The sequence below is a fragment of the Streptomyces sp. NPDC104367 genome (assembly GCF_055583825.1).
This window is the reverse complement of the sequence record NZ_JBVJND010000026.1, coordinates 1-21,452: the sequence shown is the minus strand read 5'-3', so window position 1 is coordinate 21,452 and position 21,452 is coordinate 1. Positions and strand designations below refer to the sequence as shown.

Below are 21,452 nucleotides of genomic sequence, written 5' to 3'. Positions count from 1 at the left end.
GGGAGTGGTATGGCGCACTTTTTGCCCTGTTTGTTCCGCCGGTCCCGCATACTGATACGGCGCCCCGCGTCCGAAGGGGCTCGGCTAGCATGCGGAGCATCATGCGTTTCGGGCTGCTTCTTCTTAGCTGCCGCGGCGAGGGCCTGTAGTCCAGGTCGACTCCCTCCCCGCGGAGCTTCGCGTTGCGTCGTCGGCCGTCCTTCCGGACACCCACTAGGAGCCCCGCAATCATGGCGAACCGCCAGCAGCCCAGCACCATGCCGGTCCACAAGTACGGCCGCTACGAGCAGGTGGACATCCCGGACCGCACCTGGCCCGGCAAGCGGATCACCGAAGCCCCCCGCTGGCTCTCCACCGACCTGCGCGACGGCAACCAGGCCCTGATCGACCCCATGTCGCCCGAGCGCAAGCGCCGGATGTTCGACCAGCTGGTCGCGATGGGCTACAAGGAGATCGAGGTCGGCTTCCCCGCCTCCGGCCAGACCGACTTCGACTTCGTGCGCTCGATCATCGAGGAAGAGGGCGCGATCCCCGAGGACGTCACCATCTCCGTGCTGACCCAGGCCCGCGAGGACCTGATCGAGCGCACGGTGGAGTCCCTGAAGGGCGCCCGGCGGGCCACCGTCCACCTGTACAACGCCACCGCCCCGGTCTTCCGCCGGGTCGTCTTCCGCGGCTCCAGGGACGAGATCAAGCAGATCGCCGTCGACGGCACCCGCCTGGTCATGGAGTACGCCGAGAAGCTGCTGGGCCCGGAGACCGAGTTCGGCTACCAGTACAGCCCGGAGATCTTCACCGACACCGAGCTGGACTTCGCGCTGGAGGTCTGCGAGGCGGTCATGGACGTCTACCAGCCGGGTCCGGGCCGCGAGATCATCCTCAACCTGCCCGCCACCGTGGAGCGTTCGACGCCGTCCACGCACGCGGACCGCTTCGAGTGGATGCACCGCAACCTGTCCCGCCGCGAGCACGTCGTGCTCTCGGTCCACCCGCACAACGACCGCGGCACGGCCGTCGCCGCCGCCGAACTGGCCCTGATGGCCGGCGCCGACCGCGTCGAGGGCTGCCTGTTCGGACAGGGCGAGCGCACCGGCAACGTCGACCTGGTCACCCTGGGCATGAACCTGTTCTCGCAGGGCGTCGACCCGCAGATCGACTTCTCCGACATCGACGAGATCCGTCGTACGTGGGAGTACTGCAACCAGATGGAGGTCCACCCGCGCCACCCGTACGTGGGCGACCTGGTCTACACGTCCTTCTCCGGCTCCCACCAGGACGCCATCAAGAAGGGCTTCGACGCCATGGAGGCCGACGCGGCCGCGAAGGGCGTCACCGTCGACGACATCGAGTGGGCGGTGCCCTACCTGCCGATCGACCCGAAGGACGTCGGCCGCTCCTACGAGGCGGTCATCCGGGTCAACTCGCAGTCCGGCAAGGGCGGTATCGCGTACGTCCTGAAGAACGACCACAAGCTGGACCTGCCGCGCCGGATGCAGATCGAGTTCTCGAGGATCATCCAGGCCAAGACGGACGCCGAGGGCGGCGAGGTCACCGGCTCCGACATCTGGGCGGTCTTCCAGGACGAGTACCTGCCGAACCCGGAGAACCCCTGGGGCCGCGTCCAGGTCCGCACCGGCCAGTCCACCACCGACACCGACGGCGTCGACACCCTCACGGTCGAGGCGACGGTGGACGGCGAGGACACGGTCCTGACCGGCTCCGGCAACGGCCCGATCTCCGCGTTCTTCGACGCCCTGGGCAAGCTGGGCATGGACGTACGCCTGCTGGACTACCAGGAGCACACGATGAGCGAGGGCGCCTCCGCGCAGGCCGCCTCCTACATCGAATGCGCGATCGACGACAAGATCCTCTGGGGTATCGGCATCGACGCGAACACGACGCGTGCGTCGCTGAAGGCGGTCGTCTCCGCCGTCAACCGCGCGGCACGATAACCACTCTGACCGGCGGTTTCAGGGCCCTGATCACCTTCTACGGAGATCAGGGCCCCGTCGTTTCCCGGCCATCCGGCCGTGGAGGTCACGGAAAGGTCTCGTACGGGGTACTGACTCCACCTCACCTATGTGGCTAACATCACGCCAGCGGTGGCGATGTTGCCACGGCGTTACGGAGGTGCGACGTGCTGCCAGTACGGGGACGAGACGGCCGGAACGTCAGGCCTGCCCGGATTCTGGGCACCCGCACCGCGTGGACCCCCGTGGGCGACGGCGAGTTCTTCTGCCCGGGCTGCGGAGGCGACCGCAACTACCAGCGCCTCACCGGCCGCCGCCGCTTCACCCTGCTCGGCGTCCCGGTGCTGCCGCGCGGCACCACCGGCCCGGTCGTGGAGTGCGCCGCCTGCCGCCACCACTACGGCACCGACGTCCTCGACCACCCCACCACCACCCGCTTCTCCGCGATGCTCCGCGACGCCGTGCACACCGTCGCCCTCGCCGTCCTCGCGGCCGGCGGCACCTGTTCCCGCACGTCCCTGGAGGCGGCCGCGGCCACCGTCCGCGCGGCCGGCTTCGAGGACGCCACCGAGGAGCAGCTCGCCGCCCTCGTCGACGCCCTGGCCGCCGACACCGGCCGGGTCTTCGCACAGCCCTGCGGCGCGGGCCTCGCGATAGAGCTGCACGAGGCCCTCGACCCGCTGGCCCCGCACCTGGCCCCCGCCGGCCGCGAGTCCCTGCTCCTCCAGGCCGCCCGGATCGCCCTCGCCGACGGCCCCTACACCGACGCCGAACGCGAGGTCCTGCGCACCGTCGGCGCCGCCCTGACCATCTGCGCCGACGACGTCACCCGCCTGCTGGCCGCCGCCCGCACCCCCTCCTGACCCGACGCCGCGAGGTGACGGCCCGCCAAACCGCGTGCCCCGTTCGGCCGTTGCGGGAGTGCGGTCAAGGGACCGGGGAGCACCATGGAAGAGTGACCCATGTGTCTCCTGTGACCCGCGCCAGCCGCATCGCCCTCGCCGCCGCACTGCTCCTCGGAGCGTTCACGGCCGAGCCCCGGGCCTGGGCGGCCTCCTGCGAGTCCTCCGTGCCCTACACGGCGGGCGAGGGCGGCTACGCCCGGTACCGCATCCCCGCCGTCGTCCGCACCTGGCACGGCACCCTGCTGGCCTTCGCCGAGGGCCGGCACGCCACCGCCGGCGACAGCGGCGACACCGACGTCGTGCTGAGACGCTCCACCGACGGCGGCTGCACCTGGGGCCCGCTCCGGGTGGTCACCCGCGGCGGGGGCGACACCCGGGGCAACCCGGCACCCGTCGTCGACCCGAGGAACGGCACCGTCGTCCTGGTCACCTCGTACAACGACGGCTCGGTGAGCGAGGCCCAGATCATGCGCGGCCAGGTCACCGAGGCGCAGAGCCGCCGGGTGTTCGTGCAGCGCAGCCTGAACGACGGGCGCGGCTTCAGCCGCCCGCGCGAGATCACCGCCCAGGTGAAACCGTCCGGCTGGCGCTGGTACGCCACCGGTCCCGGCCACGCCGTCGCGCTCACCCGGGGACCGCACCGCGGCCGCCTGGTCGTCGCCGCCGACCACTCCGCCGCCCCGCGCGCCGGCTCCTCCGACACGGGCCGCGAGGCCAGGTACTACGGCGGCCACGCCATCTACAGCGACGACGGCGGCCGCAGCTGGCACCTCGGCTTCGTCGACGACTCCTACACCGGCCACGACAACGCCAACGAGACGACCGCGGCCCAGCTCCCCGACGGCCGCCTCTACTTCAACGCCCGCGACCAGAACGGCTCCAGCCCCGGCAACCGGCTGAACGCCTGGTCGAGCGACGGCGGCGAGAGCCTGGACGCCTCCTACACCGTCCAGCCGACCCTCGACGAGGTCCCCGTGGTCCAGGGCTCGGTCCTGCAACTCCAGGGCACCGGAGCCCCGTTGCTCTTCTCCGCCCCCTCGGTCCCGACCGCCCGCCGCGCCCTGGCCCTGTGGACCAGCACGGACGAGGGCGTGACCTTCGACAGCCTCCGCACCCTCTCCGACCGCAAGGCCGCCTACTCCGACCTCGTCCAGATCGACCGCGACACGGTGGGCGTGCTCTACGAGACCGGCACCACAACGGCCTACGACACCATCGAGTTCCGGCGCCTGCCCCGCCCCTAGCCGGTCGCCCCCTTCCCCCCGCTGACCAGTGCCGACTCCTGCCGCCGCGGGGTACCGCCGGTCCCGCCCGCGGCGGCCGCGCCCCTCGCGCGCGTCGCCTTGACCGGCCCTGGACCCCCTCCTATGGTCGCGCTGACCGGGCATGCGCAGAACGTCCCACGCCCCTTTCCAGACCCCACGCTGGAGGCACCGTTGCGCGACCAGGCGAGCCACGGCCGCAGGACCTTCCTGAGACGCACCGGCGCCCTGGGCGCGGCGGCCTCACTCACCGCGGCCTGCGGCCCCGAGTCCACGATCGACCTCGGCGGCAGCGGCTCCGGCCGCACCCTGACGGCCGTGATCGGCTACGGCAACGACGGCAGCTGGGACCCGACCCAGACCGCCTCCGCGTTCGCGATGGCCGCCAACAACCACATCTACGAGGGCCTCGCCGACACCGACCCCGTCACCCGCGCCCCCTACCCCGCGCTGGCGACCCGGCTGCCCGCCGACCCCGCCGCCACCACCTGGCGGTTCACCCTGCGCCCCGGCGCCACCTTCCACGACGGCCGTCCGGTCACCGCCGACGACGTGGTGTTCGTCTTCGACCGGATCCTCGACCCGCACACCCGGACCCTCGCCCAGGGCTTCTTCGCGAGCTGGCTGAAGGAGGTCCGCGAGGTCGACACCCGCACCGTGGACCTGGTCCTGCGGTTCCCCTTCCCGGACGGCCTCTCCCGGCTCACCCTCGCCAAGATCATGCCGGAGCACGTGTTCTCCCGGCCCGGTGCCTGGGACGACGCGATCAAGGGACTGGCGGTCGGCTCGGGACCGTACCGGCAGACCGGGCACCACCCGAAGTCGAACACCACCTTCGCCGCGTACGACCGCTACAACGGCCCCCGCAGGCCCGCGTTCGCCCGGATGAACTGGCTGACGATCGTGGACGCCGCCTCCCGCGTGGCACGGATCTCGGGGACCGGCGCGGGCGCGCAGATCTCCGACAACATCCCCTACGCCAACATCCCGCGCCTCGAACAGGGCGGCCTTGCGGTCCGCGGCGCCGCCGGGATGAACAACGCGTTCCTGATGTTCGACACCCGGCACCGGCCCTTCGACGACGTCCGGGTCCGGCAGGCGCTGCACTACGCCATCGACAAGGAGAAGATCGTCGAGGTCGCCCTCAAGGGCCACGGGAAACCGGCGAGTTCGTTCCTGGACGAGTCCAACCCCGCCTACCGCAGGGCCAGGACGGTCTACGGCCACGACCCCGACCGGGCGAAGGCGCTCCTGCGGGCCGCCGGGGTCACCGGCCTGCGGGTGAACCTCCTCGCGGTCAACGTGAGCTGGCTCGTCGACTGCCTGCCCACCATCAAGTCGTCCTGGGACGCGATCGGCGTCGCCACGACCCTGTCCCCGCAGGAGACCACGGCCGTGTTCACCAAGATGGACCAGAAACAGGACTACCAGGTCGTCGCCGCCGTCTCGAACCCCAACCAGTTCGGCCTCGACGCCGACCTGATCATGCGCTACAACTACGGCCCCGCGAACCTCTGGACGGGCTACGCCCGCTGGTCCGACAACGCCGTCGCGAAGAAACTCTTCCGGGACATGGACGCGGCCACCCGCGAGCCGGACCCGGACCGGAGACGGACGATGATCCAGGACTGCGCCGACGTCGTCGCCGAACAGGCCGTCCTCTACCCGATCGTCCACAACGAGCTGATCACCGCCTGGGACCCGCGCAGACTCACCGGCACCAGGGCCCAGCCCTACCCCGGCATCAACCTCCTCCAGGCCAGGTGGGCCTGACCCGGTGGCCGCCGTCCTGCGCGTGCTGCTGCGCCGCGTCGCCCTGCTGGTGCCGCTCCTCCTCGGCATCGCCCTGTTCGTGTTCCTGGTGATGCGCTTCTCCGACGTGGACCCGGCGTCCGCGTTCTTCCAGGGCGCCGACCCCACCCCCCGGCAGCTCCACGACTTCCGTGAACGCAACGGCCTGCTCGACCCCCTCCCGCTGCGCTACGCCCGCTTCGTCGGCGGCCTGCTCCACGGCGACCTCGGCATCAGCGCCCTCACCCGCACCCCGGTCCTCGACCAGGTCCTCACCGCCCTGCCGCTCACCCTCCAGCTGACCTTCCTCGGCCTCGGCGTCGCGGTCGTCCTGGCGCTGGCCGGCGGGGTCACCGCGGCCGTCCACCGGGACCGCTGGCCCGACCAGGCCATCCGCGTCCTGTCCCTCGTCGGGGTCGCCGCCCCCGCCTTCTGGCTGGCGCTGCTGATGATCCAGTACCTCGCGGTCGACCGCGGCTGGTTCCCGGCCGGCGGCTACATCAACCCCGGGGACTCCGTCACCGGCTGGCTGAGGACCATGGCCCTGCCCGCCCTCGCGCTCTCCCTGCCGGTGGCCGCCCAGCTCACCCGGGTCGTCCGCACCTCGGTGGTCGAGGAACTCGACAAGGACTACGTCCGCACGGCCGTCGGCAACGGCCTGCCGCCCCATGTCGTGGTCGGCCGCAACGTCCTGCGCAACGCCCTGGTCAACCCCCTGACCGTGCTCGGCCTGCGCGTCGGCTACCTCCTCGGCGGCGCCGTCGTCATCGAGACCGTCTTCGCCCTGCCCGGCATGGGCAAGCTGATGATCGACGCGGTCCAGAACGGCGACCCCGCCGTCGTCCAGGGCGTGGTCCTCACCACCGCGACCGGCTTCGTCGTCGTCAACCTCCTCATCGACGTCCTCTACCTGCTCGTCAACCCCCGCCTGAGGGAGGCGACATGACGACGATCACCCGCGCGGGCCTGACGGCCGCACTGGTGCGTCCCGGCGTACGGCTGCGGCGGCTGCCGACCCTGTCGAAGGCGGCCCTCGTCCTGCTGGCCGCGGTCGTCCTCGTCGCCGCCCTCGCCCCCCTCCTCGCCCCCGACGACCCGCTCGCCCAGCAGGCCCCCGTCGACGGCACCGGGCACCCCTCCGCCGGCCACTGGCTGGGCCAGGACAGCCTCGGCCGCGACCTCCTCAGCCGGCTGATGTACGGCGCCCGCTGGTCCCTCGCCATCGGCCTCGGCGCGACCGGCCTCGCCCTGGTCGCCGGCACGCTCCTCGGGGCGCTGGCGGCCACCTCCCGCAAGGGCGTGGACGAGACGCTGATGCGCTGCCTGGACGTCGTGATGGCGTTCCCCGGCATCGCGCTCGCCGCCGTCCTGGTCGCCGTCCTCGGCGGCGGCATCACGGTCCTGATCTGCGCGATCGCCTTCCTGTTCACCCCGCCGGTGGCCCGGGTGGTCCGCGCCAACGTCCTCGACCAGTACGGCGAGGACTACGTCACCGCGGAACGCGTGATCGGCGCCCGCACCCCGCACATCGTGCTCCGCCACGTGGCCGTCAACTGCGCCGCTCCCGTGCTGGTCTTCTGCACCGTCCAGGTCGCCGAGGCCATCGTCTTCGAGGCCTCCCTCTCCTTCATCGGCGCGGGCGTGCGGCCCCCGGACCCGTCCTGGGGCAGCGTCATCGCCGACGGCAAGAACATGGTGCTGACCGGCGGCTGGTGGGCGACGCTCTTCCCCGGCCTGCTGATCCTGTGCACCGTCCTCGCCCTGAACATCCTCTCCGAGAGCGTCTCCGACGCCTGGGCTTCCCCGGAGCCGCGGGAGACGGAGCCGCAGGAGACGGAGCCGGCGAAGGCCGGTCCGGGCGCGGCCGTCGGGCGCGGCGGGATCCTCGAACTGCCGGGCCTGGCACGGGCGGGGGAGCGGCTCCGGGCCAGGGCCCGCCCGCTGCCGCCGCGGGACGGCCGGCCGGTGCTCGCCGTGGAGAACCTCACCGTCGGCTTCGCCGACCGCCACCGGGGCGTGCACGTCGTGGACGGCGTCGGCTTCGAGGTGTACCCCGGCGAAGTCCTCGGCCTGGTCGGCGAGTCCGGCTGCGGGAAGTCCCTGACGGCCCTCACGGTCATGGGCCTGCAACCGAGGACGGCACGGGTCGGCGGACGGATCCGGTTCACCCCTTCGGGGGCGCGGGGCGGTACCGGACCCGCGGCCGCCGCCGCGCGGGCGCGACCGGCCCCCACGCACCCGCCCGTCGACCTCACCACCCCCCACCGCCGCCTCCTCGGCCACGAGATCGCCATGGTCCACCAGGACGCCCTGTCCGCCCTCAACCCCGCCATGACCGTCGGCGCCCAGCTCAAGCAGCTCACCCGGCGCGGCGGCCACCGCACCCCCGCCGAACTGCTCACCCTCGTCGGCCTCGACCCCGCCCGCACCCTGCGCAGCCACCCCCACGAACTCTCCGGCGGCCAGCGCCAGCGCGTCCTGATCGCCATGGCCCTCTCCCGCGACCCCCGCCTGATCATCGCCGACGAACCGACCACCGCCCTCGACGTCACCGTCCAGGCCCAGGTGATGGACCTCCTGCTGCGCCTGAGCGAGGAACTCGGCTTCGCGCTGGTCCTCGTCTCCCACGACCTCGCCCTGGTCGCGGACGTCACCGACCGGGTGGCGGTGATGTACGGCGGCCGGATCGTCGAGACCGGCGTCACCGCCGAACTCGTCGCCGCCCCCGCCCACCACTACACCCGCGGCCTGCTCGGCAGCGTGCTGTCGCTGGAGTCCGGGGCCGAGCGGCTCACCCAGATCAGCGGTGCGGTGCCCGCGCCCGCCGACTTCCCGGCGGGCTGCCGCTTCAGCGACCGCTGCCCGGCCGCGAGCGAGGTCTGCCGCACGACCGTGCCGGACCCGGCCGGCACCCTGACCCACACCACGGCCTGCCACCACCCGGCCGTCGACCCGGCGAGCACGGGGGCGGTGACATGAGCGCGGTGGAGCTGTCCGGTGTGCACGTGGTGCACAGGGCCCGCGGGGCCGGGGTGTTCGGCCGGGAGCGGGTGTACGCGCTGACGGACGCCGACCTGACCGTGGCGCCCGGGGAGACCGTCGGTGTGGTCGGCGAGTCGGGGTGCGGGAAGTCGACCCTGGCGAAGGTGCTGGTGGGCGTCGAGCGGCCGACCGCGGGCACGGTCTCCTTCCACGGCCGCGACCTGTGGTCGATGTCGCAGGCCGAACGCCGCTCGGCCGTCGGCGCGAGCACCGGGATGGTCTTCCAGGACCCGTCGACGGCCCTGAACCGCCGGCTGCCCGTACGGCGCATCCTGCGCGACCCGCTGGACGTCCACGGCCGCGGCACCAGGGCCGAACGGGAGGACCGGGTACGCGAGCTGATGGGACTGGTGGGCCTGCCGCGGGCGCTCGCCGAGGCGCTGCCCGGCCGGCTCTCCGGCGGCCAGCGCCAGCGCGTCGCGATCGCCCGCGCGCTCGCCCTGGACCCCGCTCTGGTGGTCGCGGACGAACCGACCAGCGCGCTGGACGTCTCGGTCCGCGCGCAGATCCTGAACCTCCTGCTGGACCTGCGCGAACGCCTCGGCCTCGCGCTGGTGTTCGTCTCGCACGACATCCAGACGGTACGGCGGATGAGCGACCGGGTGATCACCATGTACCTGGGCCGGATCGTCGAGGAGACCCCGGCCGCCGCCGTCACCCGGCACGCCCGCCACCCCTACACCCGGGCCCTGTTCTCGGCCGCCCCGGGCCTGCTGAACCCCGTCGACCCCATCCCGCTGACCGGCCCGGTGCCCTCGGCGACCCGTCCGCCGTCCGGGTGCCCGTTCCGCACCCGCTGCTGGCGGGCGGACGACACCTGTGCCCTCCGCATGCCTGACTTCACGGCCGCGTCACGCCCCGGTCACCGCTACCGCTGTCACCATCCCCTGGAGGAGGACCAGCCGAGCCAGAGCCTGCCCAGGGAGACCTGATGCCCCTTTCCGTCCCGCCGGCCGGAGTCGTACCGCCCGTCTGCACGCCCCTGACCCCGGACCGCGAGGTGGACGTCCCTTCCCTGCGCAGGCTCGTCGACCACCTGGTGGCGGCCGGGGTGGAGGGCCTGTTCGTGCTCGGCTCGACGTCGGAGGCCGCGTACCTGACCGACCGGCAGCGCCGGCTGGTCACGGAGACGGTGGTGTCCCGGGCGGCCGGCCGGCTGCCGGTCCTGGCCGGCGTGATCGACATGACGACCCCCCGGGTCCTGGACCACATCACGTCGGTCACCGCGGCGGGCGCGGACGCGGTCGTCGTCACCGCGCCCTTCTACACCCGCACCCACCGCGCCGAGACCGCCCGCCACTTCCGGCTGGCCGCCGGCCACAGCCCGGTCCCCGTGATCGCCTACGACATCCCGTCCGCCGTGCACACCAAGCTCCCCGCGGACCTGGTGCTGGAGCTGGCCGCCGACGGCGTGCTGGCCGGGCTGAAGGACTCCAGCGGCGATCTGGCGGGCTTCCGCGAGGTCGTCACCGGTGCCCGCGGCCTGTCCGGCTTCGGCGCGCTGACCGGTTCGGAGCTGACCGTCGACTCGGCGCTCGCGCTGGGCGCCGACGGGGTGGTGCCGGGGCTCGCCAACGTCGACCCGGACGGATACGTCCGCCTGTACCGCCTGTGCCGCGCCGGCGACTGGGACCGGGCCCGGGCGGAGCAGGAGCGGCTGTGCGCCCTCTTCCGGATGACCGGCGCCGGCGACCCGGCCCGGATGGGCGGCAGCTCCTCGGCCCTGGGCTCCTTCAAGGCGGCCCTGCACCTGCGGGGCGTCATCGACTGCCCGGCCACCGCCGAGCCCCAGGTGGCGCTCTCGGAGACGGAGACGGAACACGTGGCGAAGTTCCTCGCGGGCGCCGGACTGATGTAGCGGGCCGCCCGGAGCCCGGCCGGGGCAGGGCAGAATGGGGCCATGAGCCTGTTCCGCGACGACGGCATCGTGCTGCGCACCCAGAAGCTGGGCGAGGCGGACCGGATCATCACGCTGCTCACCCGGGGGCACGGCCGGGTACGGGCCGTCGCGCGCGGGGTGCGGCGGACCAAGTCCAAGTTCGGGGCCCGGCTGGAGCCCTTCTCCCACGTCGACGTGCAGTTCTTCGCCCGCGGCAGCGAGCTGGTCGGGCGCGGGCTGCCGCTGTGCACCCAGAGCGAGACCATCGCGCCGTACGGCGGCGGGATCGTCGCCGACTACGCCCGGTACACCGCCGGGACGGCCATGCTGGAGACCGCCGAGCGGTTCACCGACCACGAGGGCGAGCCGGCCGTGCAGCAGTACCTGCTGCTGGTGGGGGCCCTGCGGACGCTCGCCCGCGGCGAGCACGCGCCCCATCTCGTGCTCGACGCCTTCCTGCTGCGCTCCCTCGCCGTCAACGGCTACGCGCCCAGCTTCGACGCCTGCGCCAGGTGCGGGATGCCCGGCCCGAACCGCTTCTTCTCCGTCGGCTCCGGCGGCAGCGTCTGCGTCGACTGCCGGGTGCCCGGCAGCGTCGTACCCTCGCCGCAGACCCTGGTACTCCTCGGCGCGCTGCTTACGGGAGACTGGGAGACGGCGGACGCGGCCGAGGACCGGCACGTCCGGGAGGGCAGCGGCCTGGTCTCCGCCTATCTGCACTGGCACCTGGAGCGCGGGCTGCGCTCCCTCCGTTACGTGGAAAAGACCTAGCAGGGCCTAGTAGGGAGTCGAGAAGCACATGGTCGTACGCGGGATCCTGGGGCGTCAGCGCCGCGAGTACAGGACGCCGGAGCCGCACCCGTCCGGCGCCCGCCCGCCGAAGCTCCCGGGCGAGCTGGTCCCGAACCATGTGGCCATCGTCATGGACGGCAACGGCCGCTGGGCGAAGGACCGCGGGCTGCCCCGCACCGAGGGCCACAAGGTCGGCGCCGAGCGGGTGCTGGACGTGCTCCAGGGCTCGATCGAGATCGGCGTCCGGAACATCTCCCTCTACGCCTTCTCCACCGAGAACTGGAAGCGGTCGCCCGACGAGGTCCGCTTCCTGATGAACTTCAACCGCGACTTCATCCGCAAGACCCGCGACCAGCTCGACGAGCTCGGGGTCCGGGTGCGCTGGGCGGGCCGGATGCCCAGGATGTGGAAGTCGGTGGCCAAGGAACTGCTGGTCGCCCAGGAGCAGACCAAGGACAACGACCTGCTCACCCTGTACTTCTGCATGAACTACGGCGGCCGGGCCGAGATCGCCGACGCGGTCCAGTCGATCGCCGAGGAGGTGAAGGCGGGCCGGCTCGACCCGTCGAAGATCTCCGAGAAGACCATCCAGAAGCACATGTACTACGGGGACATGCCGGACGTGGACATGTTCCTGCGGCCCAGCGGCGAGCAGCGCACCTCCAACTACCTGCTCTGGCAGAGCGCCTACGCCGAGCTGGTCTTCCAGGACGTGCTGTGGCCCGACTTCGACCGGCGCGACCTGTGGCGGGCCTGCGTCGAGTACGCCTCCCGCGACCGGCGGTTCGGCGGGGCCATTCCCAACGAGGAGCTGCTGGCCATGGAGGGCAACCACCAGGGCAACTGACGGCCACCCGCCGTTCATGAGGGCCGTCGACGATGAGGGAGAACAACTTCCTGGCCACTGCCCGGTCTCCCGCCTCCGAAACGGTCCCTCATGAAGCGTGTCACCCCCGTTCTCGCCCTCGGCGCCCTCCTGCTCACCGCGCTGCCCGCGCACGCCTCGGACGCCGGGTCCGGCCACCGCGACAGCTACGGCACCAAGGCCGTCTACGCCCCCGGGCAGACGCACGGCTACCAGCAGCCGCCGGCCGGCTACACCGCCGTCCTCACCGAGAACGTCTCCCGGCACGGCTCCCGCTCCGCCAGCGACGGCGAGGACGGCGAGACGATCCTCGCGCTCTGGAACCGGGCCAAGGCCGAAGGCCGGCTCACCCCGCTCGGCGAGAGGTTCGGCCCCGACGTGCAGGCCCTCGAAGCGGCCATGAGCACGGTCGGCTACGGCAACCTCAGCGGCCGCGGCAAGGACGAGCTGCGCGCCACCGCCGCCCGCCTGGCCAAGCGCCTGCCGTCGCTCTTCTCCGCCATCGCCGCGAACGGCGAGAAGATCGACGTGGTCAGCTCCGGCCAGGGCCGCGCGGTCGACAGCGGTACGGCCTTCGCCACCGGCCTCACCGACGCCGACCCGGCGCTGAAGACCGCCCTGGGCACCGCCCGCGTCGACAAGAACCTGCTCTACTTCCACAAGTCGTCCGGCGGCGCCGACTACCAGAAGTGGCTGGCGGGCGACGAGCGCCTGGCCTCGACCCTGGAGTCGGTCACCGACCAGCCGGCCTCGCACCGGGCGGCCGCCCGCGTCCTCGGCCGGATCTTCAAGCCCGATTTCGTGCGGCGGATCGTGAACGGCGAGTTCTCCGCCACTGCCGACGACATCACCGCCGCCACCGCCGTGTACAACCTGTACGCCATCGCCCCGGCGATGAGCGAGGAGAGCCCGGACGGCAAGGGCTGGGGCTTCGACCGCTACATCGCCCCGCGCGACGCGGCCTGGTTCGGCTACCTCGGCGACGCCGAGGACTTCTACGAGAAGGGCCCGAGCTTCTCGGACAGCGACATCACCTACAAGATGGCCGGCGTCCTGCTCGACGACCTCTTCGAGCAGGTCGAGGCCAAGCGGGACGGCACCAGCACGCTGGGCGCCGAACTCCGCTTCACCCACGCCGAGGAACTCATCCCGCTGGCCGCGCTGATGGGGCTCCCGGGCAGCGAGAAGGCCGCCGCCCCGGGGAAGACCTACACCTACGCGAACAACCCGTGGCGCGGCGCCGAGGTCGCCTCCCTCGCCTCCAACATCCAGTGGGACGTCTTCAGGAAGGGCGACGACTACCTGGTGCGGATGCTCTACAACGAGAAGGAGATCGCCTTCAAGGCGGGCTGCAAGCCGGTCTCCAAGGGCTCGAAGTTCTACGACCTGAACGAACTGGAGCGCTGCTTCGGCCGGAGCTGAGACGCCCCGGGCGGGGCGCGGGAGACCGTGCCCCGCAGGGCGCTACCGCGCGCAGTCGGCGCAGGTGCCGAAGATCTCCACGGTGTGGGCCACGTTGACGTACCCGTGCTCGGCGGCGATCGCCTCCGCCCACTTCTCGACGGCCGGCCCCTCGACCTCCACCGCCTTGCCGCAGGCTCTGCACACCAGGTGGTGGTGGTGCTCCCCGGTGGAGCACCGCCGGTAGACCGACTCGCCGTCGGACGTGCGCAGGACGTCGACCTCGCCGGCGTCGGCGAGGTTCTGGAGCGTGCGGTAGACCGTGGTCAGGCCGACCGAGTCGCCCTTGTGCTTGAGCATGTCGTGCAGTTCCTGCGCGCTGCGGAACTCGTCGACCTCGTCCAGGGCGGCCGCCACGGCTGCCCGCTGACGGGTCGAGCGGCCCTTCACGGGCGGTCCAGCGGTCGTCACCGGTTGCCTCCTCACATCACTGCCTCTGCCGGGCCATTGTGCCAGCCCCGGCCGGGAGCAGTCAGACGCCGACCTCGTCGGCCGCCTCCCGGGTGGCCGGAATCGCGCACTCCGCGGGATCCCCGGCGGGCCGTCCCGCGGCGGCCGCGCGGGCGCGCCGCCGGGCCAGCGGGGTGGCCAGCGCGGTCAGCAGGACGAACGCGGCGATGGTGAGCAGCACGATGGTCGCACCGGGCGGAACGTCCTGGTAGTACGAGGTCACCGTGCCGCCGATGGCCACCGTCACCCCGAGCGCCACCGCGATCGCGAACGTCGCCGTGAAGCTCCGGGTCAGCTGCTGGGCGGCCGCCACCGGCACCACCATCAGCGCCGACACCAGGATCAGCCCGACCACCCGCATGGCCACGGTCACGGTGACCGCCGCCGTCACCGCGGTGAGCAGGTTCAGCGCCCTGACCGGCAGGCCGGTGACCCGGGCGAACTCCTCGTCCTGGCTCACCGCGAACAGTTGCCGGCGCAGACCGAGGGTGACCACGACCACGAACGCGGCCAGCACCGAGATCGCGGTCACGTCCGAGGGGGACACCGTGGACAGCGAGCCGAACAGGTACGAGTTCAGGTTGGCGTTGGAGCCGCCGGGCGCGAGGTTCACGAACATCACGCCGCCGGCCATACCGCCGTAGAAGAGCATGGCGAGGGCGATGTCGCCGCGGGTCTTGCCGTACCAGCGGATCAGTTCCATGAGGACCGAGCCGAGGGCGGAGACCAGGGTCGCCATCCACACCGGGGAGGTGTTCAGCAGGAAGCCGAGGCCGACGCCGGTCATCGCCACGTGGCCGATGCCGTCGCCCATCAGGGGCTGGCGGCGCTGGACCAGGTAGATGCCGATCGCGGGGGCGGTGATGCCGACCAGGACGGCGGCGACGAGCGCCCGTTGCATGAAGGCGAAGTCGAGGAGTTCCATCAGCTCAGCAGTCCCGTGCGCAGTGGCGTGTGCTCGTGGGGGGCGTGGGGGTGGACGTGGTCGTGGCCGGGCAGCGCGTGCTGGCCGACGGCGCGCGGGGGCGGTCCGTCATGCAGCACACAGCCGTCGCGCAGCACGACCGCGCGGTCGATCAGGGGCTCCAGCGGGCCCAGTTCGTGCAGGACCAGCAGGACCGTGGTGCCCCGGTCGACCTGCTCGCGCAGGGTCCGCGCGAGGATCTCCTGGCTGGCCAGGTCGACGCCGGCCATCGGCTCGTCCATGATCAGCAGCTCGGGTTCGGAGACCAGGGCGCGGGCGATCAGCACCCGCTGGTGCTGGCCGCCGGAGAGCGCGGTCACGGTGTCCCTGGCCCGGTCGGCCATCCCGACCAGCTCCAGGGCGTGCCGTACGGCCGCGTGGTCGGCCTTGCGGAACAGGCCGAAGCGGGTGCGCGAGAGCCGTCCCGAGGAGACGATCTCGGTCACGGTCGCCGGGACCCCGCCGGACGCGGTGGTGCGCTGCGGGACGTACCCGATCCGCGACCAGTCGCGGAACGTACGGCGCGGGGTGCCGAACAGCCTGATCTCGCCGCCGCTCAGCGGTACCTGCCCGATGATCGACCGGATCGCCGTCGACTTGCCGGAGCCGTTCGCGCCGAGCAGCGCGACGACCTCACCGTGCTGCACGGTGAGGTCGACACCGCGCAGGACGGGGCGCGAGCCCAGCTCGGCGGTGACGCCGCGCAGTGATATGACCGGCTCGGCCATGGAGTCCTCCGTCATTGCCGTCACTTGGCTCCCAGGGCCGTCTGCAGGGCCTTGAGGTTGGCTTCCTGGACCGCGAAGTAGTCCTTGCCGCGCGACTTGGCGGTGATGCCCTCGATCGGGTCGAGGACGTCCGTCTTCAGTCCGGCGTCGGCGGCGATGGTCTTCGCGGTCTTGTCGCTGACGAGCGTCTCGTAGAACACGGTCGTGACGCCGTCGGCCCCGGCCATGGTCTCAAGCTCCTTCACGCGCGCCGCGCTCGGCTCCGACTCCGGGTCGAGGCCGTTGATGGCCTCCTCGGTCAGGCCGTAGCGCTCGGCGAGGTAGCCGAAGGCGGCGTGGGTGGTGATGAACACCTTCGTCCTGGTGTCCGCGAGCCCGTCCTCGAACCGCGTGTTCAGGTCGTCGAGCTTCTTGACCAGGGTCGCGGTGTTCTTCTCGTAGTCGGCCGCGTGCTTCGGGTCGGCCTTCTCGAAGGCCTTGCCGACGCCCTCGGCGACCTGGGCGTAGCGCACCGGGTCGAGCCAGATGTGCGGGTCGAGGCCGGACATCTCCTCGTTCTCCGAGGTGTCGTGCGAGGCCGCGTGGCCGCCGACCTCGTTGCCGTGCTTCTCCAGCGTGGTGAAGGAGGCGGCGTCGATCCTCGTCCTCAGCCCGGACTGGGCGACCGCGTCGTCGACGGAGGGCTGGAGGTTCTTCAGGTAGAGCACGGCGTCCGACTGCTGGAGCATCGCCGTCTGCTTGGCGCTGATCTCCAGGTCGTGCGGTTCCTGGCCGGGCTGGGTGAGACTGGTGACGTGCACGTGGTTCCCGCCGATCTGCTCGGCGAGGAAGGCCATCGGATAGAACGACGCGACGACGTCGAACTTGTCGGTCTGGGCCGCCGTGGCATCACCCCCGCAGGCCGAGAGGGTCGCCATGCCGAGGGTGGTCGCGGCGGCCACGGGTATGAGGTGTCGTCGTACGTTCATGAGAGTCATTTTCAACAAACATGGAAACCGTTGTCAACAAGCCCGGGTGAGAGGCCGGTAAGGCATACCGATTTGGTTGAGGGGGAGCCCACGCCGGTAACCTGAGGCATTCGCTCTGAAGCACGCTCCGAACGCATCGTCGAGGAGCCGCTTCGTCGCCCGTCGTCGTAATGAAGAGAGCACCGTGGCCGCCGACAAGATCGACACCATCGTCAGCCTGAGCAAGCGCCGTGGCTTCGTATTCCCGTGCAGTGAGATCTACGGCGGCCAGCGTGCCGCCTGGGACTACGGGCCGCTGGGTGTCGAGCTCAAGGAGAACCTGAAGCGCCAGTGGTGGCGCTACATGGTGACGTCGCGCGAGGACGTGGTCGGTATCGACTCGTCCGTCATCCTGGCCCCGGAGGTCTGGGTGGCCTCCGGCCACGTCGCCACTTTCACGGACCCGCTGACCGAGTGCACCGCCTGCCACAAGCGGTTCCGCGCGGACCACCTGGAGGAGGCCTACGAGGCCAAGCACAACCGCCTCCCGGAGAACGGCCTGGCGGACGTGAACTGCCCCAACTGCGGCAACAAGGGCCAGTTCACCGAGCCCAAGCAGTTCTCGGGTCTGCTCTCCACCCACCTCGGCCCGACCCAGGACAGCGGCTCGGTCGCCTACCTGCGCCCGGAGACCGCCCAGGGCATCTTCACCAACTTCGCCCAGGTGCAGACCACTTCGCGCCGCAAGCCGCCGTTCGGCATCGCGCAGATGGGCAAGTCCTTCCGCAACGAGATCACGCCCGGCAACTTCATCTTCCGCACCCGCGAGTTCGAGCAGATGGAGATGGAGTTCTTCGTCAAGCCGGGCGAGGACGAGCAGTGGCAGGAGTACTGGATGGAGCAGCGCTGGAACTGGTACACCGGCCTCGGTCTGCGCGAGGAGAACATGCGGTGGTTCGAGCACCCGAAGGAGAAGCTCTCCCACTACTCCAAGCGCACCGCCGACATCGAGTACCGCTTCCAGTTCGGCGGTAACGAGTGGGGCGAGCTGGAGGGTGTCGCCAACCGTACCGACTACGACCTCGGCGCCCACTCCAAGGCCTCCGGCCAGGACCTCTCCTACTTCGACCAGGAGGCCGGGGAGCGCTGGACGCCGTACGTCATCGAGCCGGCGGCCGGTGTCGGGCGCGCGATGCTGGCGTTCCTGCTCGACGCGTACGTCGAGGACGAGGCGCCCAACGCGAAGGGCAAGCTGGAGAAGCGGACGGTGCTCCGCCTGGACCACCGTCTGGCCCCGGTGAAGGTCGCCGTCCTGCCGCTCTCCCGCAACCCGGAGCTCTCGCCCAAGGCCAAGGGGCTCGCCCAGGCGCTGCGCCAGAACTGGAACATCGAGTTCGACGACGCGGGCGCGATCGGCCGCCGCTACCGCCGCCAGGACGAGATCGGTACGCCGTACTGCGTCACCGTCGACTTCGACACGCTCGAGGACAACGCGGTGACGGTCCGCGAGCGCGACACGATGAAGCAGGAGCGCGTCTCCCTCGACCAGATCGAGTCCTACCTCGCGGGCCGCCTCCTGGGCGCCTGACCCCCCGCCGCCCCCCCCTTCCGGGGAGGCGGCCCCCGCACGGCACCACCCGCCTCCCCGCCGACCCGCTCGGCCGGGGAGGCGGGTGTTTTTTCGTCCGGGCGCAAGCTCGTCGGGCCTCCGCGGCCCGCCCCGCCCTCGGGGTGGCAGGCAGGGAGTGACACATGTGGAGTGACAGATATTGAAATCTGTCAGTTGTTATGTCAGGGTGGGGGCATGACGATGCACTTGCGTTCTCTTGGTTCTGCCGGGCCCCGGGTCTCCGCTCTGGGGCTCGGTTGCATGGGGATGTCCGCGCTGTACGGCAGCGCGGACCGGGCCGAGTCGGTGGCGACGGTCCACGCCGCTCTCGAAGCGGGTGTCACGCTGCTCGACACCGGCGACTTCTACGCCATGGGGCACAACGAGATGCTGATCGGCGAGGCGCTGCGCGCCGCCCCGCCGGCCCGGCGCGAACAGGCGCTGGTGAGCGTGAAGTTCGGCGCCCTGCGCGACCCGGACGGCGGCTGGAGCGGCCACGACGGCCGGCCCGCCGCCGTGCGGAACTTCGCCGCCTACTCGCTCCAGCGCCTCGGCGTCGACCACATCGACGTCTACCGGATCGCCCGCGTCGACCCGGACGTGCCGATCGAGGAGACCGTCGGCGCCATCGCGGAACTCGTCGAGAAGGGCTACGTACGGCACATCGGGCTCAGCGAGGCCAGCGCCGAGAACATCCGGCGCGCCGCGGCCACCGCCCCGATCTCCGACCTCCAGATCGAGTACGCGATCATCACCCGCGACATCGAGCGGGAGATCCTCCCGACCACCCGCGAACTGGGCATCGGCATCACCGCGTACGGCGTGCTCTCCCGGGGCCTGATCTCCGGCCACTTCAGCCGCGACCGGCAGCTCGAGGCCAAGGACTTCCGGTCGCTGTCCCCCCGCTTCCAGGGCGACAACCTCCGGCACAACCTCGACCTCGTCGAGGCGCTGCGCAAGATCGCCGAGGAGAAGGGCGTCACCGTCGCCCAGATCGCCATCGCCTGGGTGCTCTCCCGCGGCGAGGACATCGTGCCGCTCGTCGGCGCCCGCACCCGCGAGCGGCTGGCCGAGTCGCTCGGTGCGCTCGACGTCACCCTCGACGCGGCCGACGTCGCGGCGATCGAGGAGGCCGTCCCCGCGGACGCGGCGGCCGGCACCCGCTACCCGGCCGCCCAGATGAGCCATCTCGGCACCGAGCACTGATCGTGGTGCCAGGTACCGTCTAGGTCATGGCAGCGACGTCCCCGCCCCCGACCCCGGCCCTGACCGCCGAGCGCATCCTCGAGGCGACCGAGGAGGTGCTGCGCAGGCACGGCCCGGCCAAGGCCACCGTGGTGGACGTGGCCCGCGCGCTCGGCGTCAGCCACGGCAGCGTCTACCGGCACTTCCGGACCAAGGCGGCGCTGCGCGAGGCGGTCACCAAGCGCTGGCTGGACCGCACCTCGGAGGAGCTGTCCGGGATCGCCGCCGGGGACCGGGACCCGCAGGCCCGGCTGCGCGACTGGCTGTGGGCCCTCTTCGACGCGAAGCGCCGCAAGGCGGGCGACGACCCCGAGCTGTTCGCGACCTACATGGTGCTCGTCGACGAGAACGGCTCCGCGGTGGGCGAGCACATCGACGACCTGACCGGACAGCTGACCGGCATCCTCACGGACGGGGTCGGGCAGGGCGCCTTCGCCCTGCCCGACCCCGCCGCCGCGGCCCGCGCCGTCTTCCAGGCCTCCGGCCGCTTCCACGACCCGTGCTACGTGCGCGAGTGGGAGCGGCCGGAGGCGGACGCGGACTTCGCGGCGCTGCTGGAACTGCTGGTGCGCGGCCTCAGCTGACGTTGACCGTCACGGTCGGGGAGTAGACCTTCTTGCCGACCGCCGCGACCCGCAGGTGCTCGGTGCCCTTGGTGTTGATCTTCGCGGTCAGCGAGTAGGAGCTGCCGTTCTTGATCTTCGTGGTCGCCTTCAGCGGGATCCACTTGCCGTTCTTCTGGTGCTGGAGGACCAGCGGCCAGCCGACCTTCAGCCCCTTGGTGTGGCCGGCGAAGGTGACCGACTCGCCGGCCATGACGTCGGACTTGCTCGCCTTGACCGTGATCGAGGCCATCATCGACGCGGACGGGCTCGGCGAGGGGCTCGGCTTGGCCTCCGCGGCGAAGGCACCGGCGCTGCCCGCCGTCAGCAGGGCCAGGGAGAGGGCCCCGGCGGCGAGGGCGCGGGAGAACGGGCGCTGGGTGCTGTGCATGGGAGTACTCCTGTCGGGTGACGGGGGGACTCCTCCAGGCTTCGCCGGGTCCTGTCCGGCGGCGACCCGGGCGGCTTCGGAAGCGGTGAGGGCCACCCCGGATTCAGGTAAAGCCCGCAGGTGGCGACGGGTGCGCTGACCTCCCGGTTCTTACCCGGACCATCACCCGACCGGCCTAACGGCGGGGCCCCGCGGCTCACGCGGTGACCCGCCAGAAGTCACGCATCGGCGCGGTGGGCGCCGGGCCCGTCATCGCCACCTGGGTGAGCAGGACCGTGACCCCGCCGGTGGCCGGGACGACATGCGCGGTGGTACCGGTACCGCCGACCCGGCCGTAGCGGTGTCCGTCATGCCCGGCGGCTCCGTCGGGGCCGCGCCCTCGACGTCCAGGTCCCCGACGGCCACGGCCTCGACGTCCGCGCCCCGCGCGACCAGCGCGAGAGCCCCGGGCACGGTCCCCGTTATGTTCTTCGCGGCTCCGCAATGGGGCCGCTGGCCTCCGGGCCCGGCATGACTGTGTCCCCCTGTCGAACGGATGACCTGGGGGGT

General features: G+C 71.8%; 19 protein-coding genes and 1 pseudogene. 14 read left to right on the top strand and 6 right to left on the bottom strand.

Going from position 1 to position 21,452, the window contains the following annotated elements; translation table 11 throughout:
* Nucleotides 1-230: 230 nt before the first annotated feature.
* The 11 genes from leuA to ACZ619_RS32190 all read left to right on the top strand — a co-directional run bounded on the left by leuA (nt 231) and on the right by ACZ619_RS32190 (nt 13,928).
* Nucleotides 231-1,952, top strand: a complete 1,722-nt coding sequence (gene leuA / locus ACZ619_RS32240) for a 2-isopropylmalate synthase (RefSeq protein ID WP_469606446.1) — start codon at nt 231-233, stop codon at nt 1,950-1,952.
* A 185-nt stretch (nt 1,953-2,137) separates the two neighbouring features.
* Nucleotides 2,138-2,833 (top strand): tellurite resistance TerB family protein, encoded by a 696-nt coding sequence (locus ACZ619_RS32235; RefSeq protein WP_469606443.1) that lies wholly within the window; start codon nt 2,138-2,140, stop codon nt 2,831-2,833.
* Between the two features lie 110 nt (nt 2,834-2,943).
* On the top strand, nt 2,944-4,119 hold the full coding sequence (locus tag ACZ619_RS32230; RefSeq protein ID WP_469606676.1) for a sialidase family protein: 1,176 nt from the start codon (nt 2,944-2,946) through the stop codon (nt 4,117-4,119).
* A 192-nt stretch (nt 4,120-4,311) separates the two neighbouring features.
* Nucleotides 4,312-5,910 carry an ABC transporter substrate-binding protein gene (locus ACZ619_RS32225; protein ID WP_469606441.1) on the top strand — a complete coding sequence of 533 codons (1,599 nt, stop codon included), beginning with the start codon at nt 4,312-4,314 and terminating at the stop codon, nt 5,908-5,910.
* Between the two features lie 4 nt (nt 5,911-5,914).
* Nucleotides 5,915-6,874 (top strand): ABC transporter permease, encoded by a 960-nt coding sequence (locus ACZ619_RS32220; RefSeq protein ID WP_469606439.1) that lies wholly within the window; start codon nt 5,915-5,917, stop codon nt 6,872-6,874.
* Entirely contained in the window at nt 6,871-8,907 is a 2,037-nt protein-coding gene (locus tag ACZ619_RS32215; RefSeq protein WP_469606438.1) for a dipeptide/oligopeptide/nickel ABC transporter permease/ATP-binding protein, read from the top strand. The genes ACZ619_RS32220 and ACZ619_RS32215 overlap by 4 nt, the downstream gene beginning before the upstream one ends.
* Nucleotides 8,904-9,902, top strand: coding sequence for an oligopeptide/dipeptide ABC transporter ATP-binding protein (locus tag ACZ619_RS32210; RefSeq protein WP_469606436.1), 999 nt, complete (start codon nt 8,904-8,906; stop codon nt 9,900-9,902). Before ACZ619_RS32215 ends, ACZ619_RS32210 begins: the two co-directional genes overlap by 4 nt.
* Nucleotides 9,902-10,828, top strand: a complete 927-nt coding sequence (locus ACZ619_RS32205; protein WP_469606433.1) for a dihydrodipicolinate synthase family protein — start codon at nt 9,902-9,904, stop codon at nt 10,826-10,828. The genes ACZ619_RS32210 and ACZ619_RS32205 overlap by 1 nt, the downstream gene beginning before the upstream one ends.
* A 42-nt stretch (nt 10,829-10,870) precedes the next feature.
* Complete coding sequence (gene recO / locus ACZ619_RS32200; protein WP_469606430.1) at nt 10,871-11,620, top strand: DNA repair protein RecO; 750 nt, start codon at nt 10,871-10,873, stop codon at nt 11,618-11,620.
* 28 nt (nt 11,621-11,648) lie between these two features.
* Nucleotides 11,649-12,488 (top strand): isoprenyl transferase, encoded by an 840-nt coding sequence (locus ACZ619_RS32195; protein WP_469606428.1) that lies wholly within the window; start codon nt 11,649-11,651, stop codon nt 12,486-12,488.
* A gap of 90 nt (nt 12,489-12,578) precedes the next feature.
* On the top strand, nt 12,579-13,928 hold the full coding sequence (locus tag ACZ619_RS32190; protein ID WP_469606426.1) for a histidine-type phosphatase: 1,350 nt from the start codon (nt 12,579-12,581) through the stop codon (nt 13,926-13,928).
* A 42-nt stretch (nt 13,929-13,970) separates the two neighbouring features.
* Here ACZ619_RS32190 and ACZ619_RS32185 read toward each other — a convergent pair whose 3' ends face one another.
* From ACZ619_RS32185 to ACZ619_RS32170, 4 genes are all read right to left on the bottom strand, one after another.
* Complete coding sequence (locus tag ACZ619_RS32185) at nt 13,971-14,378, bottom strand: Fur family transcriptional regulator (protein ID WP_469606424.1); 408 nt, start codon at nt 14,376-14,378, stop codon at nt 13,971-13,973.
* 61 nt (nt 14,379-14,439) lie between these two features.
* The gene (locus ACZ619_RS32180) at nt 14,440-15,342 is read right to left on the bottom strand and encodes a metal ABC transporter permease (protein ID WP_469606422.1); all 903 of its coding nucleotides are present in this window, start codon (nt 15,340-15,342) and stop codon (nt 14,440-14,442) included.
* Nucleotides 15,342-16,109, bottom strand: a complete 768-nt coding sequence (locus tag ACZ619_RS32175) for a metal ABC transporter ATP-binding protein (protein ID WP_469606420.1) — start codon at nt 16,107-16,109, stop codon at nt 15,342-15,344. Before ACZ619_RS32175 ends, ACZ619_RS32180 begins: the two co-directional genes overlap by 1 nt.
* A gap of 20 nt (nt 16,110-16,129) precedes the next feature.
* Nucleotides 16,130-17,077 (bottom strand): metal ABC transporter substrate-binding protein, encoded by a 948-nt coding sequence (locus tag ACZ619_RS32170; protein WP_469606418.1) that lies wholly within the window; start codon nt 17,075-17,077, stop codon nt 16,130-16,132.
* Nucleotides 17,078-17,261: 184 nt separating this feature from the next.
* Between ACZ619_RS32170 and ACZ619_RS32165 the strand changes: the two genes are divergently transcribed.
* The 3 genes from ACZ619_RS32165 (at nt 17,262) to ACZ619_RS32155 (ending at nt 20,494) form a co-directional block, all read left to right on the top strand.
* Nucleotides 17,262-18,644, top strand: coding sequence for a glycine--tRNA ligase (locus tag ACZ619_RS32165; protein ID WP_469606416.1), 1,383 nt, complete (start codon nt 17,262-17,264; stop codon nt 18,642-18,644).
* Between the two features lie 216 nt (nt 18,645-18,860).
* Nucleotides 18,861-19,871, top strand: a complete 1,011-nt coding sequence (locus ACZ619_RS32160) for an aldo/keto reductase (protein ID WP_469606414.1) — start codon at nt 18,861-18,863, stop codon at nt 19,869-19,871.
* A 26-nt stretch (nt 19,872-19,897) separates the two neighbouring features.
* On the top strand, nt 19,898-20,494 hold the full coding sequence (locus ACZ619_RS32155; RefSeq protein WP_469606411.1) for a TetR/AcrR family transcriptional regulator: 597 nt from the start codon (nt 19,898-19,900) through the stop codon (nt 20,492-20,494).
* Here the strand turns inward: ACZ619_RS32155 and ACZ619_RS32150 are convergent.
* Nucleotides 20,487-20,903 (bottom strand): hypothetical protein, encoded by a 417-nt coding sequence (locus ACZ619_RS32150; protein WP_469606409.1) that lies wholly within the window; start codon nt 20,901-20,903, stop codon nt 20,487-20,489. The genes ACZ619_RS32155 and ACZ619_RS32150 overlap by 8 nt on opposite strands.
* 196 nt (nt 20,904-21,099) lie before the next feature.
* Nucleotides 21,100-21,243 (bottom strand): annotated as a pseudogene (locus ACZ619_RS32145) (serine hydrolase domain-containing protein); the annotation flags it as partial.
* Nucleotides 21,244-21,452 lie beyond the last annotated feature (209 nt).

Excerpts from the sequence above, each read along its gene's own strand:
- ACZ619_RS32160 (WP_469606414.1), top strand. The coding sequence starts at position 18,861 with ATGACGATGCACTTGCGTTCTCTTGGTTCTGCCGGGCCCCGGGTCTCC.
- recO (WP_469606430.1), top strand. The coding sequence starts at position 10,871 with ATGAGCCTGTTCCGCGACGACGGCATCGTGCTGCGCACCCAGAAGCTG.
- ACZ619_RS32155 (WP_469606411.1), top strand. The coding sequence starts at position 19,898 with ATGGCAGCGACGTCCCCGCCCCCGACCCCGGCCCTGACCGCCGAGCGC.
- ACZ619_RS32210 (WP_469606436.1), top strand. The coding sequence starts at position 8,904 with ATGAGCGCGGTGGAGCTGTCCGGTGTGCACGTGGTGCACAGGGCCCGC.
- ACZ619_RS32195 (WP_469606428.1), top strand. The coding sequence starts at position 11,649 with ATGGTCGTACGCGGGATCCTGGGGCGTCAGCGCCGCGAGTACAGGACG.
- ACZ619_RS32180 (WP_469606422.1), bottom strand. The coding sequence starts at position 15,342 with ATGGAACTCCTCGACTTCGCCTTCATGCAACGGGCGCTCGTCGCCGCC.
- leuA (WP_469606446.1), top strand. The coding sequence starts at position 231 with ATGGCGAACCGCCAGCAGCCCAGCACCATGCCGGTCCACAAGTACGGC.
- ACZ619_RS32190 (WP_469606426.1), top strand. The coding sequence starts at position 12,579 with ATGAAGCGTGTCACCCCCGTTCTCGCCCTCGGCGCCCTCCTGCTCACC.
- ACZ619_RS32215 (WP_469606438.1), top strand. The coding sequence starts at position 6,871 with ATGACGACGATCACCCGCGCGGGCCTGACGGCCGCACTGGTGCGTCCC.
- ACZ619_RS32175 (WP_469606420.1), bottom strand. The coding sequence starts at position 16,109 with ATGGCCGAGCCGGTCATATCACTGCGCGGCGTCACCGCCGAGCTGGGC.
- ACZ619_RS32170 (WP_469606418.1), bottom strand. The coding sequence starts at position 17,077 with ATGAACGTACGACGACACCTCATACCCGTGGCCGCCGCGACCACCCTC.
- ACZ619_RS32205 (WP_469606433.1), top strand. The coding sequence starts at position 9,902 with ATGCCCCTTTCCGTCCCGCCGGCCGGAGTCGTACCGCCCGTCTGCACG.
- ACZ619_RS32150 (WP_469606409.1), bottom strand. The coding sequence starts at position 20,903 with ATGCACAGCACCCAGCGCCCGTTCTCCCGCGCCCTCGCCGCCGGGGCC.